The sequence below is a fragment of the Collimonas silvisoli genome (assembly GCF_018305005.1).
Classification (GTDB): domain Bacteria; phylum Pseudomonadota; class Gammaproteobacteria; order Burkholderiales; family Burkholderiaceae_D; genus Collimonas; species Collimonas silvisoli.
In genome coordinates this window covers 1-17,345 of the sequence record NZ_JAGQEG010000112.1, presented here as the reverse complement: position 1 = coordinate 17,345, position 17,345 = coordinate 1, and the positions used below count along the sequence as shown (strand labels likewise).

At 57.4% G+C, this 17,345-nt stretch carries 11 protein-coding genes; 2 read left to right on the top strand and 9 right to left on the bottom strand.

Going from position 1 to position 17,345, the window contains the following annotated elements:
- The first annotated feature begins 243 nt into the window (after positions 1-243).
- Both KHU33_RS22580 and KHU33_RS22575 read left to right on the top strand, forming a co-directional pair.
- Positions 244-2,571, top strand: a complete 2,328-nt coding sequence (locus tag KHU33_RS22580) for a LamG-like jellyroll fold domain-containing protein (RefSeq protein WP_211467117.1) — start codon at positions 244-246, stop codon at positions 2,569-2,571.
- A 163-nt stretch (positions 2,572-2,734) separates the two neighbouring features.
- On the top strand, positions 2,735-3,406 hold the full coding sequence (locus KHU33_RS22575) for a hypothetical protein (protein WP_211467115.1): 672 nt from the start codon (positions 2,735-2,737) through the stop codon (positions 3,404-3,406).
- Positions 3,407-3,691: 285 nt separating this feature from the next.
- On the opposite strand, the gene KHU33_RS22570 is transcribed toward KHU33_RS22575, so the two are convergent.
- The 9 genes from KHU33_RS22570 to KHU33_RS22530 all read right to left on the bottom strand — a co-directional run.
- The gene (locus KHU33_RS22570) at positions 3,692-4,876 is read right to left on the bottom strand and encodes an alginate lyase family protein (RefSeq protein WP_230414489.1); all 1,185 of its coding nucleotides are present in this window, start codon (positions 4,874-4,876) and stop codon (positions 3,692-3,694) included.
- 160 nt (positions 4,877-5,036) lie between these two features.
- Entirely contained in the window at positions 5,037-5,213 is a 177-nt protein-coding gene (locus tag KHU33_RS22565; protein WP_211467113.1) for a hypothetical protein, read from the bottom strand.
- An 840-nt stretch (positions 5,214-6,053) separates the two neighbouring features.
- Positions 6,054-9,158, bottom strand: a complete 3,105-nt coding sequence (locus tag KHU33_RS22560; RefSeq protein ID WP_211467111.1) for an ATP-binding protein — start codon at positions 9,156-9,158, stop codon at positions 6,054-6,056.
- Positions 9,136-11,781, bottom strand: coding sequence for an EAL domain-containing protein (locus tag KHU33_RS22555; protein ID WP_211467109.1), 2,646 nt, complete (start codon positions 11,779-11,781; stop codon positions 9,136-9,138). The genes KHU33_RS22560 and KHU33_RS22555 overlap by 23 nt, the downstream gene beginning before the upstream one ends.
- Positions 11,782-11,799: 18 nt before the next feature.
- Positions 11,800-12,246 carry a response regulator gene (locus KHU33_RS22550; protein WP_211467107.1) on the bottom strand — a complete coding sequence of 149 codons (447 nt, stop codon included), beginning with the start codon at positions 12,244-12,246 and terminating at the stop codon, positions 11,800-11,802.
- Entirely contained in the window at positions 12,243-13,496 is a 1,254-nt protein-coding gene (locus KHU33_RS22545) for a sensor histidine kinase (protein ID WP_211467105.1), read from the bottom strand. Before KHU33_RS22545 ends, KHU33_RS22550 begins: the two co-directional genes overlap by 4 nt.
- A 4-nt stretch (positions 13,497-13,500) precedes the next feature.
- Entirely contained in the window at positions 13,501-14,568 is a 1,068-nt protein-coding gene (gene cheB / locus KHU33_RS22540) for a chemotaxis-specific protein-glutamate methyltransferase CheB (protein ID WP_211467103.1), read from the bottom strand.
- 30 nt (positions 14,569-14,598) lie between these two features.
- Positions 14,599-16,860: a hybrid sensor histidine kinase/response regulator gene (locus KHU33_RS22535; RefSeq protein ID WP_211467101.1), complete on the bottom strand. Its 2,262-nt coding sequence runs from the start codon at positions 16,858-16,860 to the stop codon at positions 14,599-14,601.
- 13 nt (positions 16,861-16,873) lie between these two features.
- Positions 16,874-17,345: methyl-accepting chemotaxis protein (locus KHU33_RS22530; RefSeq protein WP_230414488.1), on the bottom strand; the 472-nt coding region annotated here is incomplete at its 5' end.

The following is a 17,345-nucleotide window of genomic DNA, read 5'->3' as shown; positions in this document are numbered from 1 at the left end:
ACAAAAATTTGTTTGGATGACAAAAAAACTGACCAAAATTGTTAGCGCTAACATTGTTTCGGACATGTTGCCTATTATTCCGAAATGTTTCCTGTAGGCGCAATATTTGCTGCTTCGCGTCAAGTTTAAAACTTGACGAATGGCGTTACTGCAAGCTCGTCAAGGTACATATTTCAAATCGCTAGCGCTCATGCCTCATGCGGTTTCAGATGATCGAAAAATATAAAATTGAAAGGTAAGAGAATGAGTAATCCAGTAGTTGGCACCGACGGCAAATTGTTGCAGGCACTTGTCGATGCAAATGACGCATCCAGTGATGAACAGCACGCCAGCGGCATCTCGCGGCGCAATTTTATCTCCAGCCTTGGCGTCCTGCTGCTAGCGGGCTGCGGCGGTGGAGGGGGCAGTGGCGATACGACGACCTCAAGTAGCACGGGCAGCACATCTGTCGCGACCACCACTCCCGCAACAGCACCCGCGACGAGCAGCACGCCCGTCACCTCCGGCGGAACGACAACAACGACAACAACGACCACCCCGACAACACCCGTAAGCAACGCATTTGTCCATCCCGGCCTGCTGCACACACAAGCCGACTTTGATCGCATGAGCCAGAAGGTAGCGGCGAAGGCATCGCCGTGGATCGACGGTTGGAATGTACTGATTTTGAATAGCCATGCGAGCCTGTCGTATACGCCAAATCCACAGACGGTGGTCTATCGGGGTAGCGACGGCGTGCATGCGCAGAATTTCGGCTCGCTATATAACGATGTCGCTGCCGCCTATGCCTGTGCGTTGCGCTGGAAAATCTCGGGAGACACCGCCTATGCGGACAAAGCGGTGCAAATCATGAATGCGTGGTCTGCGAAGCTGACCGGCATAGGCGGCAGCATCGACGGTTTCTTGGCGTCCGGTATCCAGGGCTACCAGTTCGCCAATGCCGGTGAGATCATGCGCACCTATTCGGGCTGGGCAGCGGCGGATTTTGCCAGTTTCCAGAACATGATGCGCACCATTTTCTATGTGCAGAACGATCATGGACTGAATGTCAGCCTGGCGCCATTGACGGTTTATTCCAACTGGCAGCTGTGCTGCATAGCGTCGATCATGGCCATCGGTGTCCTCTGCGACGACAAGGCCATATTCAACGAAGCGGTTGACTATTTCAAGACCGGCGCAGGCAACGGCGCCGTTGCGCAAACCATCTACTATATCCATCCCGGCCATCTGGGACAAACACAAGAGGCAGGTCGCGACCAGGGGCATAACACGCTCAGTATTTCGTTGCTGACCACCATCTGTGAGATGGCCTGGAATCAGGGCGTCGACTTGTATGGCTACGATAACAACCGGGTCTTGGCCGGCGCCGAATATGCCGCCAAGGGTAATTTGATCGAATCTGGAACGACCTATTATGCTGTGCCGTTCGCAACTTACCAGAACACCAATGTAACCGATACCGCATTCGCTACCGGCGCACAGGGCACCGTGCGGCCAGAGTGGGCGTTAATTTATAACCACTATGTTAATCGCAAGGGGCTGGCTGCTCCCTATTCCCAAAAATTTGCAGCACTGGTACAGCCGGAAGGTGGCGGTGGCAACTATGGACCTGACAGCGGTGGCTACGACCAGCTTGGTTATGGAACATTGACCTTCACGCGTGATCCGATTGCCATCGGCGCAGCGCCGAGTGGCCTCACGGCGATCGCCAGTGCGAGTGCCGCCCAGGTGATCCTGTCCTGGTGGGGTAGTGCGTACGCAACCAGCTACAACGTCAAGCGCAGCACGACTGCCGGCGGGCCTTACACAACCATCGCAACCGGCATCAGCGATCTGCTGGCCTATACCGACAGCGGCCTTGCCGCAGGTACCTACTACTATGTCGTCACCGCAGTAACACCATCCGGGGTCAGCGCAGCCTCTAACGAGGTCACTGCGATTACGGCCGTGCAACTACAGACCTATCTGACGTTCGATGACGGCAGCGGCACCACAGCTGCTGACTCCAGCGGCCAAGGGCACAATGGGGTGCTGGTCAACGGGGTTACCTGGGCAACCGGAAAAAAGGGCATGGCGGCATCGTTCAACGGCAGCGACGGTTATGTCAGTCTACCGGCCAACCTCTTGACCGATATCTCCGATTTCTCGATCGCAGCCTGGATTTATTTGCGGACATCAAACAGCGGAGCGCGTGTGCTCGACTTTAGCGACGGCGGCAGCCATGAAATGCTGCTGACGTCGAAAAATGGCAATGCCGGGCCGCGCTTTTCAATCACGCTCAGTGGCGGCGGCGGTCAGCAAATCATCGATGGCACCACCGCTTTTCCGACTGGACAGTGGGTACATATTGCAGTCACCCTGGCGGGCAGTGTCGGTACCATGTATGTCAATGGCAGTGTGGTCGGCAGCAATCCTGCGATCGCGTTGGCGCCGTTTCGCATGGGTAACACTAGCCAGAACTGGATCGGTCGCGGTCAGTCTACTGGCACTCCGTACTTCAATGGGTTGATGGATGAATTCCGCATTTATCGCGGTGCGTTGAGTGCAGCGCAGATTGTCGCGTTGATGTGATGTTTTGATTGTCGGCAGGTATCAACAGGATATCTGCCGACAATCAGCTCTTCGATGGAAATCCAATTTTGAAAAGTATCCATGGGAGCGTCGTACTATTTGTTTGGGGCTATGTTTAAGACATCAACATTAAAAAAACACTGCATATCTACTAGCCCTTTATTTGTTTTCGTATACAACTGCGGCTTTTTGTGATGATCGTTTTTATGTCATTTGGCGCAATATTGGATTGCTTGATGCGGTGCGTCTGGTTAGTCAATATTCGGGAAGAACGATTCGTCTGAATCCAGACGTGCACGGAAAAATTAATCTGGCTTCAATCGATCCGCTTTCACCTGATGAAATTTTCATTCTTTTCCAAAAATCTCTTCAGGAACGAGGTCTGATCCTAAGGCAAAGCGAGAACAATGAATACCAGGTCAAGTTTGCTGAGACAAGTTCAAATAATTTGTTTGTCACGCCAGGCGCAGTAACTCAACAGGAATTTCCGCAGTCGTCGGAATCGGCGGACAGAATATCTCCCTCCGTACAACTGAACTCTTCATCGGATTCGGATACGCTGCTGCCGTCAGTGGCGAAGCATCGCTATGTCACGGCCATATTTGCTTCCAAAGAGCGCGCCTTGTCAATTTCCTCTCGACTCCAGGCGGCGGGCGCTGAGGTTGAGGTTCTTGTTCCGAACAATCCGGCGGACAAAGATTTTTCTATTGTGCCGTTGTACCGTGACAGTGCGGAAGGCTATCAAGCCATTGCTTCTGCAATACAACAGGCCGGGCTAAGTGGTCTTATTTCTATGCCGGCGCCGCCTGCGGCAGTTCCCGTTCGGGAGGAGTAATTTGTTGTCACCGTTTTTATTTTCATGGATTTAGACAAGGTTTTTGTGAAAATGTCCGGCATGTCCCGCCCAATAATCAAGGCGATTGCAGGCGAATAAATAACCCAGGACCACACGGCAATTTACATGAAACAGATTTTGGGGGATTGTTTATAAAGCTCGATCAGCAATTTAACGGGAACATCAATTGCGCCGCGGGCTTTGCCTGGATCATCTCCGTGCTTTGGAGTGGATTGAGGTGGCTTGCCAGCAATGGCAAAACCACCTCAATCCGAAGAGATGCTCTTATTGCAAAGTGTAAGTCAGAGTGCCGTACCCTAGCTGATCAAATCCGCCACTGTTCGGGCCGTAATTGCCGCCGCCACCTTCAGGACGTAGTTTTTCCGCGAACATCTTTATATACGGCGCATCCAGTCCCTTGAGAACCACATAGTGGTTATAGAATAATTCCCAGACTGGACGAGTATCGCCGCGACCGGCGCTGGCAATCACTTCCTGGGTTACATCGCTGTTGCGGTACGGCGTGTATGGGACGTCCTGGCCAAGGTTGTATTTGGCAATGTATTCAATACCTTTCAGGACGCGGTTGTCTTCATAGCCGAACAGATCGTCATGCTGATTCCACGCCATCTGGCAAAACGCACCTAGCAAGGAAACGTTGAGTGTATTGTGACCTTGATCGCGCCCACTCTCCTGTGTCTGCCCCAGCCCCTCCGGGTAGATCTTCCATATCACATGATCGATGGAGCCGTTGCCCTTGCCGTGTTTGAAGTAGTCGATCGCCTCGTTGTAGATGTCGCGGCGATCGGCGAGGATACCGATGGCTATCATGGAATCCATGTTGGCGAGGTCCCAGTTGGCCCAGTAGTGGTCAATTTTCGCGTCGTTATGCCTGACCAGGAAATCGTGGTTCATCGGATAGAAGACACTGAGCATCATCGTTTTGAAACGGTCGAAGTTATTCTCCGGCCATTTCTTGTATGTGCGCAGGATCTCTGCCGCGTTGGCGAACTGGTAGCCATAGATCCCGGACGCCAGGAATCTGTCTGAGTTGCCGCCTATCTCGGTCAATTTTCCCGACCATGCGTCCAAAATGGCGACCGCCTTATCGGCATAAGCGTCATCGCCACTGATCTTCCAGCGCAAGGCAAGAGCATAAGCTGCGGCAGCATCATTGAATAGCGAGCCATAATTTTCATGATGGCCGTCGGCATCTTTTCCGCGATAAACCACATCCACAGCACGAGGTGTCCAATTCAGTGACGCATGCGGATTCTTGATAAGAACATTCCAACCGTCGAGCCAAGGCTGGGCACCTTGAGCTACTTTGGTTTTCATGCGATCAAAGTCGGCTGCGGTATGTAAAGCGCCAGGATGGACGAAGGATTCTGCTTGCACAGACATCGCGCCGAGTGAAAACACCATTGCGACACCTAAAAAGCTACTTATTTTTTTGAATGAGAAATCCAATTTTTTCCCCTAATGTAGGAAAATCATTTTCTTTGAAAGTGATTTTGCTGGTTGAGCCACAAGTAATCTTGGCCGCTGACGGTTCATTCCTTTGGCTCGGCGTGATTGTGGTGCCTGCGAGTGAATCCAAAAAGGCGTCCTGTTTTACGGCCTAAAATTCTTACACGTCATTTTTCCTCTTCTTTATGTGGACAGGGTGTTCTTGAGCATGCGTCGCGCGCTCCAGACCTTGCGTAGGGGGCTTGGCATGGGCAGGCATTTTTTCGTCGTTGCCACGGGGCCTGATAATGAGTGACGACGACAACGCAGCTGTGAATTGTTTTTTATTAATTTCCATGCTTGCTATCTTTCCGCTTTAAATATGGCGGACCACACGAGCGTGTCCTGTTCCATTTTTTTTCAACGTGACGATTCGTTGTATGGTTGACGCTTTGATTGTTACCGGCTGTAACCACCGCTAGAAGACATTCGAAAAAAATGTTTTGATGACACGGCGGAGTTTTGCTGCAGCCCGGTTCAGGTGCACACAGTGCGGCGAGTTGCGCACCGTATCGGTGCGCCTTGTTTCAGAATATGTCGAGTGACATAGTTCTATTTGTCGAAGTAACCAGCACGAATGCGGCTGCCGATCAGATTAAGTATCAGCCGACCAGCAGTGATGTAGGAAATTGAGTTTCAAATATGAATAAGAAACATTTTTCTTGCGAAGACTGGAAGTATTGTTTTGCCGACTTGATTTGGAAGCATAGGCCTGCCGGAACGGCAACACTATGGTTCCAGCTTCAGGTTCTTCCGGACTCTGACTTGGAGTCTTGTGAAGCAGGGTAAGGCTAAACTCGCCTTCAATACCTCGAATATGCATTTTCTAAAACCTGACGGTGAACGAAGTGAGGCATGGCAGCATGCACACAATGCCAAGAGAAGTTACTACCGTGCCATCAAATTGGTCCGTTGTGCGACCGTCGGCTCCTGGCCGATTGCGGTTCTTTAAAGGCGGCTTAGTCGCGATAAAATCTGGCGCTGCATGTACGGTTAGTCCGAGAAAATGGCTTCATATCAGTAACAAGATTGAACTGTCGTTGCCACCGTCGACACCTTTTTTGAGCGGGCCGCTCGCATCGCCCGCACTCACGGGCGACGTGCGAATGTCTAAACCCGTGTCGAAATTCAGCAGAAGCTACCGCATCGAATCCACGCTCGGCGGATCCGCTGCGGAACCTCCCGGCAACGCCCCGTGTCTGGGCGATGGCAGCGTCCAATAGATTGCGGCTCCTTGATCGACCTTTCCTTCTGCCCACACACGTCCACCGTGACGTTCCACGATTCGTCTGACGGTGGCGAGACCGATGCCGGTCCCGGGGAATTCACGTTCCGAGTGAAGGCGCTGGAACGGCGCGAAGAGACGTGCCGCGTATGTTTCGTCGAAGCCGGCGCCATTGTCTTTCACGTAGAAGGTGGTTTGGCCATCCTTCATTACCGATCCAAGCTCGACCTGGGGAGAGGACGTCTTGCTTGTGAACTTCCACGCGTTCCCCAGCAGATTCTCCAGGATGATCTCAAGCAGGCGCGAGTCTGCATCCACGACAAGAGCGTCATTGACGACGAACGCCACCTTGCGGTCCGGCTCGCTGTTGGCTAGCGAGTCGCCGATACGCTGGCCAAGGCTAGCGAGATCGACCGGCTCGCGGCGCAGATCCGCCCGTTCCACTCGCGAGAGCTCAAGCAGGTCGTCGATCAGCTCGCCCATCCGCTTGGCGGCGGCGCGCACCCGTTGCAGGTAGTGCTGGCCTTCTGCATCGAGTTGCTCGGCGTGATCTTCCAGAAGAGCCTGGCTGAAGCCGTCGATGGCGCGCAGGGGCGCCCGCAGGTCATGCGAGATGGAGTAGCTGAAAGCTTCCAGCTCTTGGTTTTTGCGCTCGACATGCTTGAGCAGGGCCGCGCGCGTCTCTGCCAGCTCGTTCGCGATGTCTGCCGTCACGCGGCGCACCCGCGCCATCTCCATGTGGGTAGCGACCCGGCTGATGAGTTCGCGCCCGGAGAACGGCTTCACGAGGTAGTCGTCGGCGCCGATTTCGAGTCCGGCGATGATTGCCTCTTCGCCGGCGCGTGCCGAAAGTAGAATTACCGGAACCGTGCTGGTTCTTGCATCGGCCCGCAGCGCTCGCAGCAGGGCGACGCCGTCCATGCGCGGCATCATCACGTCGCTGAGAACCAGGTCGGGCGGCCCTTCGAGCGCCGAGTCGAGAGCAGCTTGCCCATCCACGACGGCTTCAACCACCCATCTCGGCGCCAGCAGCCGGACCAGGTATTCACGCATATCGGCGTTGTCGTCGGCGACCAGGACGCGTGCGCCAGAGGTGGCGGTCGAGGCGGCCGAGGCGGCGGGCTGGACGAGGCTTGGGACGCCGGCCGTGGCAGTGCCGGCGATGGCGGCGTTTCCGCCCCTGAGCCAGTGCGCGGCTTCCAGCAGGTGCGGCGCTGCTCCGGCGCTCTCCGCTGCGGGCCGGGACTCGGACAAGATCCGATCCTTGGGGAGGTGATCGGCGCCGGTGGGGATGGTCACGACGAACGTGCTGCCCTGGCCGACCACGCTCTCCGCGCGCATCTCGCCGCCATGTTGCTTGACAAGCTCGTGGACCAGGGCGAGTCCGATCCCGGTTCCCTCGAAACTCCGGCTTCGCGCTCCCTCGACACGATGGAAACGCTCGAAGATCTTGGGCAGCTCCGCGGTGGGGATGCCGGTGCCGGTATCGGTTACGGATAGCGCGATTCGGCCGTCGGCCGCGTGCAGCCGGATCGCAATCTCGCCCTCGAACGTGAATTTGAAGGCATTCGAGATAAGGTTCAGGACAATCTTCTCCCATTGAGCTCGATCGACATAGGCAGGCTCTGGTTGCGGCGGGCAGTCGACAACCAGTTTCAGTCCTGCCGATTCCAGGAGGGACTGAAAGGATCCGGCGAGGCCGCCGGTGAGGACGGCGAGGTCGGTGGGTTCGAACGACGACGTGAGGCGATCGGCTTCGATGCGCGAGAAGTCGAGCAGGCTGTTGACGAGCTTCAAGAGACGCAGCGCACTTCGATGCACGGCCTCAAGACTCTCGCCTCGAAGGACCCGCCCTGGATCGCCAAGGGCGTCTTCGAGAGGCCCCAGGATCAACGTAAGCGGGGTGCGGAACTCATGGCTCACGTTGCTGAAGAAAGTGGTCTTCACCCGATCCAGTTGCGCGAGCTTCTCGGCACGCTCGCGCTCTTCCTCAAGGGCGCGGGCATTGGATACGGCGGTGGCGACGTGCCCGGCGACGAGATCGAAGAAGCCGCGGTAATCATCGTCGAACGCCCGCCGCGGGCTGATCCCGAGTACCAGCACCCCGGCCAGCTGTTGCGCACCGGGGTGCGCGATGGGCAGGAGCGTCGCCTGGTGCGCCGGCTCATCCCAGGGTTCCCTGGGCAAGCAGTCGAAACGATCGGCCAGATCTTCTACCGTCTCCGCCTGCCCATGTCCAGCCACGCGTGCCAGGGGCCAGCCGATGGCGTCCGCGTCCGCCATGTCCACCGTCAGCGGGCTGGCAGCGGTCCCTGGCTCCAGGCCCGCGTGGCCGGCCAGGTGGAGCTGCTTGCCGGTGCTATCCGCGAGGTACACCAGGGCGAAAGGGATGTCGTGCGGGTTGCGCCCTAGAATCTCGGCGCAGAGCCGGGCGGCCTCGTCGGTGGTTCGCGCCTCTATCGCCATCTCGCGCAGCGTCTTCAAGCGGCGTCTGTCGAGAACGCGCGCGGTGCTCTCCGAGCATGCGTTGAAGATACCGCTCGGCCGCCCCGTCTCGTCGCGAATCGGGCTGTATGAGAACGTATAGTAGGTCTCTTCCAGGTAGGAGTTGCGGAGCATCAGCAAGAGCAGGTCCTCCGACCAGGTGGCCTCGCCGCTGTCGATGACCTGGTCCATCATGGGGCCGATGATGTCCCAGATCTCGGCCCAGCACTCTTGCCCGGGGCGGCCCAGGTACTGAGGGTGTTTTCTTCCGCCTAGCAGCGGCCGGTAGCCGTCGTTGTAGAACATCCATCGCTCCGGCCCCCACCACAAGACAATCGGATGGCGTGAGCCAAGGCAGATGCTGACGGCGGTTCGAAGGCTCTGCGGCCACGCTTCGACCGGGCCAAGCGGCGTCTTGGACCAGTCCGTGGCGCGTATCAGACTGGCCATCTCTCCCTTGCCGGCGAAGATCTGCTCGGCAAGCGAACTGCCGATCGGAGGCAGCATCTCATCAGCGCTCGTTTGGTCGTTCATGTCCCGTCCCTCGCGCTCTGCTCAAACTGGACAGCAGAGTTTCAACCTCGGTTCCGGTCATTGGCTTTCCAAGTAAATAACCTTGCAGCTCATCGCATCCCATAAACTGCAGCTGGGTGCGCTGCTCGATAGTCCCCACGCCCTTGGCAATGACTTTAAGCTTGAGTGCGTGCGCCAGCAATATGATGGTCGAAGCGATGGTTATCTGCCCGGTATGGGTGGTCAGATCCGCGATAAAGGCGCTGTCGATCTTGATCGCGTTCAACGGGATCTTGGCCAGGTAGCTGAGCGACGAATGGCCGGTTCCGAAATTATCGATGGCAATGCCGATGCCTTTGTCTTTCAGTATCAGCAAGGATGGGATGATGCTATCGACGTTCTCGGCGAGAGCAGACTCGGCGATTTCCAGATGGATTGCAGCCGGCTCTTCGCCATCGCGTCCCGCCACCGCGTCACAGACGGTTTTCAGAAAATCGGGGTGCCGCAATTGGTCTGCTGAAATATTGACAGCAATCGAGGGTGGATTGAAGCCCTGTCTGTACCAGTCGCGATAGTCGGATGCCGCCTTTTGCAGCACCCACTTGTCTACCTCCGCGATCATTCCCGTCTGTTCCAGGATCGTAATGAATTCACGCGCCGGAAGCAGTCCGTGTTTTGGGCTGTTCCAGCGGATCAGCGCATCGAGGCCGACCAGACGGCCGTCGTCGGCGGCAATCTTGGGTTGGTAGTGCAAAATAAATTGCTTGTCCACGATGGCTAGGCGCAATTGACTTTCCAGGACAAGCTGTTGGGCAATACGCGCATTCAGGCTCTCTGTATAGAAGATATATTCCGCTCCGGATAGTTTTGCTCTCTTTAAGGCGGCTTCGGCGTTGCCCAGCAGTTCATCGACGTGCGCGCCATCAGCCGGATATAGTGCAACTCCGCATCTTGCCGTGACGCTTATTTCCTGATTCTCGACCGAGAACGGCCGAGCCAGGGTGTCGAATACATATTTCTTCAATGCGTGCGCGACGTCTGCATCGCTGTGCAGATCCGATAGCGCCATGGCAAACGTGTTGCCGCCAATGCGCGCGCAGTTGATGCGCTCATCTGTGCTCAACCGTTTTGCCAGCAGCTTGAGCACCTGATCGCTTTTGGCTTTGCCAAACGTGTCGTTGAGCAGGTCAAAGCGCCGGATGTCCAATACGACCAGCGCAAGCCTGCCGCGTGTCTGCTCACAGGCTTGGATCGATTGCGCTGTACGTTCAAAAAACAGCTTGCGGTTGGGCAGCTCCGTCAGCACGTCGTACAGGGCGAGGTAGTTTAATGCGGTTTCTTTTTCCAGATAATCGAGTGCGAAAGAAAGGTCGTCGGCCAGTTCCTGGAGCAAGGCCTCTTCCTCGCAGTCGAATGCATTCGACTGCGAGGAATAGAGCGCCAAGACGCCAACCACGCGTCCGCCTATCACCATCGGCAGTACGGCAATCGAGCGGACGCCGCGCTGAAGCAGCATCTCTGCGCGTTGCGGATGGAGCATGTCCGAGTCGAGCAGGTTGCCGACGACAGGCTTGGACAGGTCGATCGTTTTGTTCACGATCGATCCTGTTTCAACCTTGTTGTCGCGCACGGTCAGATGAAATCCGCTCAAGATCTCGGCGTCTTCCCCAACCCAGTTGACGGGCGTCAATGCATGCGACTCCATATCGACAAAGCCGCTCCAGGCAAGCTTGATCCCGCCTTTTTCGACCGCGATCCGGCAGGCTTCGCGTAGCAGCGCATTGCGCTCGCGGATGCGTGTGATCGCCGAATTGATGCCGCTTTGCATGGCGTGAAAACGGTTCAAACGCTCGTTCTTTTCTTGCTGCCAGGCGCGATCGGTAATGTCGCGATCGGCGCCGCGATAACCGACAAGTTCACCGTCGCTTCCGTGCAATGGCACCGCATTGCTTTCGAGCCAGCAGGTGCTGCCGTTTTTATGTTTCCAGCGGAACGTCAGATTGCGCCAGCCGTGCCTGTTGGCGAAGGCGCTTTGTGCCAGATTGCCGGCCGACTTGCCGTCCTCTTCAAGCATGTAGTTGTTGGCGTTTGTGCCGATGAGTTCTTCCGGCGCATAACCCAGGATCGTGCTGCTGGCATGACTGCAGTAGGTGAAGCTGCCATTGACATCGATTTCCCAGATCCACTCGACGATCGCATCTGCGATGGAGCGAAAGCGCTCTTCGCTATCAGCCAGTTCCTGCTCGGCCCTGTGCAGCGCCTGGCGCGCCTCGGTTTCCTTGAGCGCGCGCTCGATTGCCGGCAGCAGCCGAGCCCGATTGTCTTTCAGTACATAATCGACGGCGCCTTGCTTGAGCGCCTCTATCGCACGTTCTTCGCCGATGGTCCCTGACACGAATATGAACGGAATATCGGGCCTCTGCTGCTGCACCATGGCCAGCGCACTGATGCCGCTGACGCCCGGCACAGAGTAATCGCACAGGATCACGTCCGGGTCGAAGTGATGCAGCGAGTGCGCAAGTCCTGCGTCCGTATCCACCCGCAGAGGGTCGATCTCCAGCCCGCCCTTGCGCATTTCACGAATCAACAGTTCCGCATCTTCGATCGCATCTTCGACAAGCAATACCTTGATCGCCTCAGTCATAGATTCTCCGTTTTTTTGTTACAAATCGTTTGGACGCCTGTTCAAATTGGTCCAGTAGCAGCAAGCTTGCGATAGCACCTTCGTGAATGCCGCGGCGTCTACCGGTTGGGTGAGGTAGCTGTTGACGCCCAGCTGGTAGCACTCCAGCAGATCGCGCTCTTCGCCTGACGAGGTGAACATCACCACCGGGATGGATTTTGTCTGTTCATCCGACTTCACGCGCCGCAACACATCGATGCCGCTCAATCCAGGCATCTTTATATCCAGCAAGGTCAGTTTGGGATGGTCTTTGCGACGCCGCTGGTAAGCACCGCTGCAGAAAATGAAGTCGAGCGCTTCGATACCGTCGCGGACGCGCGCAATTTTGATGGTCGCGCAGCTGATTTTGAGGACGCGTATCGTCATCTCCGCGTCTGCATCGCTGTCTTCCACCAGCAGAACATCGACCTGTTCCAGATCCTTCATTTTTTTTCTCCGGCTTGCAGCGCAAAATAAAACACGGCGCCGTGGTTGACCTTGCCCTCGGCCCATACTCGTCCTCCATGGCGCGTCACCACCCGATGGACGATCGCCAGGCCGACGCCGATCCCGGGGAAATCTTCGTTCCGATGCAGGCGCTGGAATACGCCGAACAGCTTGTCGTAGTATTCCATGCTGAAGCCGGCGCCGTTATCCCGGACCGAGTACACATTTTCAACGCCATCGCTGCGGCCGCTTATTTCTATCATTGGCGCTGCGGTTTTGCTGCTGTATTTGAGGGCGTTGGAGATCAGGTTTGCCCACACCTGGCGCAGCAGCCCGCGATCGGCCTGGGCCGGCGGCAGAGAATTCACCGCGATTTTGTGCGCCCGGTATTCCTGATGGTCCTGACAAGTGCTTTCGATGACTTCCTGCACCAGTTGATTCATATCCAGCTCATCCGCAATGATGGCATGCAGCGCCAGCCTGGAGAATGCCAGCAGCTCGTCGATCACGGTGCTCATGCGCTTGGTGTTGTTGCGGATTACCGATAGATACCTTAGTCCTTCTTCGTCCAGCTGGCTGGCGTAATCCTCCTCCAGGATGTTGGCGTAGCCGTCGATCGCACGCAACGGCGCGCGCAGGTCGTGCGAGACTGAATAGCTGAAGCTCTCCAGTTCTTGATTGCTGATTTCCAGCGCCTCTTTACTCTCGTTCAATTCCTTGTTGCGCTGGATGGCCGCGTCGTAAGTGGACAGCAGCAGGTTGAGAATCTGCAGCCGATCGGCGGTGATGAAATGGCGCTGGCTGTCGAAATAGATTTCCACTCCCATCCCCGCGTCCTCGGTCCGGCGCAATGCGCGATTGAGGACCACGTATTGCACCCGGCTGAGCAGATAGCGTTCGTCATATGGTTTGAGAACGAAATTATCGGCCCCGCACTCCAGTCCGCGAATCACATCCTGAGGATCGGACATGGTGGTGACCAGGATCACCGGGATGTTGTGAAGGGCAGGGTCCGCCTTGATGCTGCGGCACAGCTGGTAGCCATCCATTTCTGGCATGATCACATCGCTGATAATCAGTGCCGGCGGCAACTGCCGGGCCATTTCCAGAGCCAGGCGGCCATTGGCGGCGACGCTCACTTCGTAACCCTGCTGTTCGAGAATGTTACGCAATCTTTGCGCCTGGGTCGGGCTGTCTTCGGCAATCAGGATTTTCTCCGGCGGATCGATCACTGGCACGATTGAATCCATGATTTCAGCTCCTCGACAGGTCATTTTTCTGGTGGATCAGCGCGGCTAGCGCATCGGCGATCTTGTCTGCCGCCAGCACATGCGTGGCGCCGCCCAGAGCGACGGCTACGCCCGGCATGCCGTACACCGCCGAACTTTCCTGATCCTGGGCGATGGTGATGGCGCCTTTATCCTTCATCAGTCTTAATTCCGCCGCGCCGTCCTGGCCCATGCCGGTGAGTAAAATGCCGAGGGCGCCCGGGCCGCAGGCCTCGGCCAGCGAGCGGAACAAAAACGACACTGAGGGACGCAAGTGATTTTCCGGTTCTTCTCGCGTCAGGACAATCCTGCTGTCTGCATCGATGCCCATGTGAAAATCGTCGGGCGCCAGATATGCATGGCCCGGCAGGGGATACGTCCCGTAGGAGGCGATGTGGATTTGCCTGCCGGTGGTGTGGTTCAGCCACTCGGCCATGCCAGCCATGAAGCCGCGCGCAATATGCTGTACCACGAGCAGCGGCACGGGAAAATCACGAGGCAGCGAGGCGAGGATGGTTTGCAGCACCGGCGGTCCGCCGGTGGAGGCCCCGATGCCGATCAGTTTGATGCGCGTCGAGGTGTACTGCGATGGGTGTGCCGCAGGCGCGGATGGCGGCCGCGAGTAGGCAGAACGACGAACCACCTTGACCTCGGACATCAGCTTCACCGTTTCCAGCAAGTGGGCGGCGGTTGCGTCGAAATCGCCTTGCTCGCGGCCGTAAGGTGTTTCAATGCAAGCAATCGCTCCAGCTTCCATCGCCTGGAATGAAATGACGAGGTCCCTGGCGTTCGCGGCGGCGCTGCAAATGACGATCGGTACCGCGCGCGTCTGCATGATGCGGCGGGTCGCCTCAAAACCGTCCATGTGCGGCATATGGATATCCATGAGTACCACGTCGGGTTTTTCCTGATTGACAAAATCTACCGCAGCCTGGCCGTCGCCGACCGCGCCGATGACGCAAATCTGCGGATCCGATTCAAGCAAATGCACGAGGAACATGCGTATTATTGCCGAGTCTTCTGCTACCAGTACCTTGATCTTGTGGTCGGTCATGAAAGATTTATCCCTTTAATGTTGCTGTCTTTAAATCAGCCGTCGTACCGCCTCCAGCAGGTTGCTTTGGTCGAAGCTGCTCTTGACCAGGTAGGCGTTGGCGCCGACATCGATGCCGCGCTCGCGGTCCTCCCGCATATCCAGAGCCGTCACCAGTACCACCGGCAGTTCCGTCAGTTTTTTGTCGGCGCGAATCCTTGTCGTCAAGTCGAAACCGTTCAGCCTCGGCATTTCCACATCGGATACAAGCAGGTCGAATTTCTCGGAACGCAACAGGGTGAACGCCTCCATGCCGTCCACCGCCGTGGCAACTGTGTAACCGGCAGATTCGAGAATGTTCTTGATCAGCATGCGGGAGGTGATGGAATTCTCGGCGACCAGAATCGCCTTGACTGGCGCTGCTTTTTTGTTCACCACTGCCGCATTGCCGATCTTGATGGCCGATTTCAGCAGGTCGGCGACGTTGAGCACCGGCGCCACCTGGCCCGTGCCGAGCACGGTAACGCCGGCGATGTGACGCACGCGCGAGAGCGGTTTGCGCAGCGGTTTGACCAGCACTTCCTGTTCGTCCAGCACCGCGTCCACGGCGAATGCGATGTGCTGTTCGGCCGTGCCGAGGACCATGACCTGGATCGTGATTGGAATCAAAGCGCCGGCTTTGTCGTTATCGTTACGCTGCGCAGGCGGCAGCTCCAGCACGTCGGCCAGCCGCGCCAGGGCCACGGCGCGCCCATCCAAGGAAATGGTTTCGCGGCCTTCCACCGTTTGGATATCGTCGGCCTTGAGGCGGGCCACCCGTTCGACGTGGAAGGTCGGCACAATAAACAGCCGTCTCGCCGATTCGATCAGAATTCCACGGAATGTCGTCAGCATCGAAGGCAGCGTGATGCGAAAGCTGCTTCCTTGCTGCGGCCGGCTCTCGACGCTAACCGTGCCGCCCAGTTTTTCGGCCCGTTCGCGCACGATCGCCAGGCCCAGGCCGCGTCCGGATAGCCGGGTAATGATCGGGCTGGTCGATACTTCGGCCTGGAAAATCTGCGCCTGCAGTTCGGCGTCGCCAAGCTGGCGGGCCTGCTGCTCCGACAGGTAGCCGTGTTCGATTGCGGCATGCCTGACCTTGCTCGTGTCGATGCCGGCGCCATCGTCGGACACCAGGAGTTCTATCTTACTGTCATTCATGGACGACACCGCGAGCGTAATCGTGGCGCGCGCGGGTTTGCCCAGGCGGACCCGCGTTTCGGCCGTTTCAATACCGTGATCCACGCAGTTGCGCAGCAGGTGCATCAGCGGATCTTTCATTTCCTCCAGAATGCGCTTGTCGATCTCGACCTGTTCGCCGCGGATCACCAGGTTTGCCTCCTTGCGCTGGTCGCGGCAGAGATCGCGCACCAGTTTCGGGAACGGCGCCGCCAGCGTGGCAAACGGCAGCAGCAGCAGCTTCTTGGAATCTTCCAGCAGATCGTCCACCAGCTTGCCGACCACGTGGCGGTCATGGTCGGCGGTGCGGGTGAGTCCCGCTACTTTACTTTCAAGCGACTTGATGTAGGCCAGATTCCAGTCGAGAAATTCCAGCATGCGGACCGTGCCCAGGCCTGCCGGGTAGCCGGTGCGGCCCGGCAGAGGGCGGTCAGTCGTCTGCCGCAATGCACGGACTTCCGGTTCAAGCGCTGCCCATTGGTTTTTCCAGGCGCCGAAGCGCTGTGTCAGCTCGCGCAAGTCTTGCGCGCGCTGGACGGTGGTGAGTTTTACCGCCAGCATCTCCTCCGCTTCCGTCATCTGCATGTCGAGTTTGGCAACGGCGATACGCACGCTTCCTTCGGAGGAAAAAGCCGGTTTCGCCGTACCAGGTAGCGGCGCAACAGCTGGCGCAGAGGCATCGGGGGACACCGCCGGTCGCCGATCCGGCGGACCGAACGCATGCTCTGCGATTGGCGCCCGCACGGCGCCCGCAAGCTCCGGTGCGGACAAGTTGATACTGATGGCGTTGAGCGTGAGATGGGCGGCGTCGAAGGCAGCGGGCGCCAGGACATTTTCCTGTCGCTTCCAGCCGGCGAACATGTCTTCCAGCGATTGACAGCGCGATTCGATCTCGCTGAAGTCGGCTGCCCGCGCCGCGCCTTTCAAGCTATGGGCGGCGCGAAACATGGCCTCGACCAGGCTACGTTGCGCTTTGATCTCACGCGTTCTTTCCAGTTCGAGCAAGCCGTTTGCAATCAGCTGCAAATGCTCCGCGGCTTCGATCCTGAAAGTCGCCCGTAGCTGCATGAAGAATTCATCTTCCTTGGTGCTCATCGCAATTCGCTTTCTACACTTTGTAGCGCTCGACCATCTGCTTGAGCCGCTGACCAAGTTCGTTCAAGTTACGGGCCGCGGTTTCCAGTTGCTTGGCGCTGCTTACGTTCTGGGTGCTGGCTTGCCTGATGCTCTCCATCGCGCCCGCCACCTGGTCCACTCCCACCAGCTGCTGCTGGCTGGAGGCGGCGATCTGCGTCGCCGCCTGCGCCGCCTCGCTGACACTGACTGCCAGCGCCTGGATCGACTTTCCCGCCGCTTCGGTTTGCAAGGTGCCTGCTTCCACCGCCTTGCCGCCTTGCTCGGTAGCCATTACCGCCGTCGCCGTCGCCTTCTGAATGTCGCCGAGGATGGTGCGCACCTGGTTGGTCGCCTGCCGCGATTGTTCAGCCAGGCTTTTGACTTCCTGCGCCACCACGCCGAAACCCTTGCCGTGCTCGCCCGCTTTGGCCGCCTCAATGGCGGCGTTGACCGCCAGCAGTTTG